Genomic DNA, 300 nt, shown 5'->3' with positions numbered 1-300 from the left:
CAGCTCATTAAAGATGCTGATGTGGTGGTTGTATTTCAATCCACGCACTCAGATAGAGTGCGACCCTGGGCCATGAAAGACAGAGCAATTACAGGGGACTATTTCAATCCACGCACTCAGATAGAGTGCGACGAGCTTGAAAAGAAGGTGAGGGAGCATGTCCAAAATCATTTCAATCCACGCACTCAGATAGAGTGCGACGACATGCTTCTAAAAATGCAGGACCGTCTGTTCCTATTTCAATCCACGCACTCAGATAGAGTGCGACCCTTTTCCTTTTTGATAAACACTTACATATTC

The sequence above is a fragment of the Paenibacillus terrae genome, from assembly GCF_005217525.1.
In the GTDB taxonomy this organism is placed as follows: domain Bacteria; phylum Bacillota; class Bacilli; order Paenibacillales; family Paenibacillaceae; genus Paenibacillus; species Paenibacillus terrae_C.
This window is presented reverse-complemented; position numbering follows the sequence as displayed.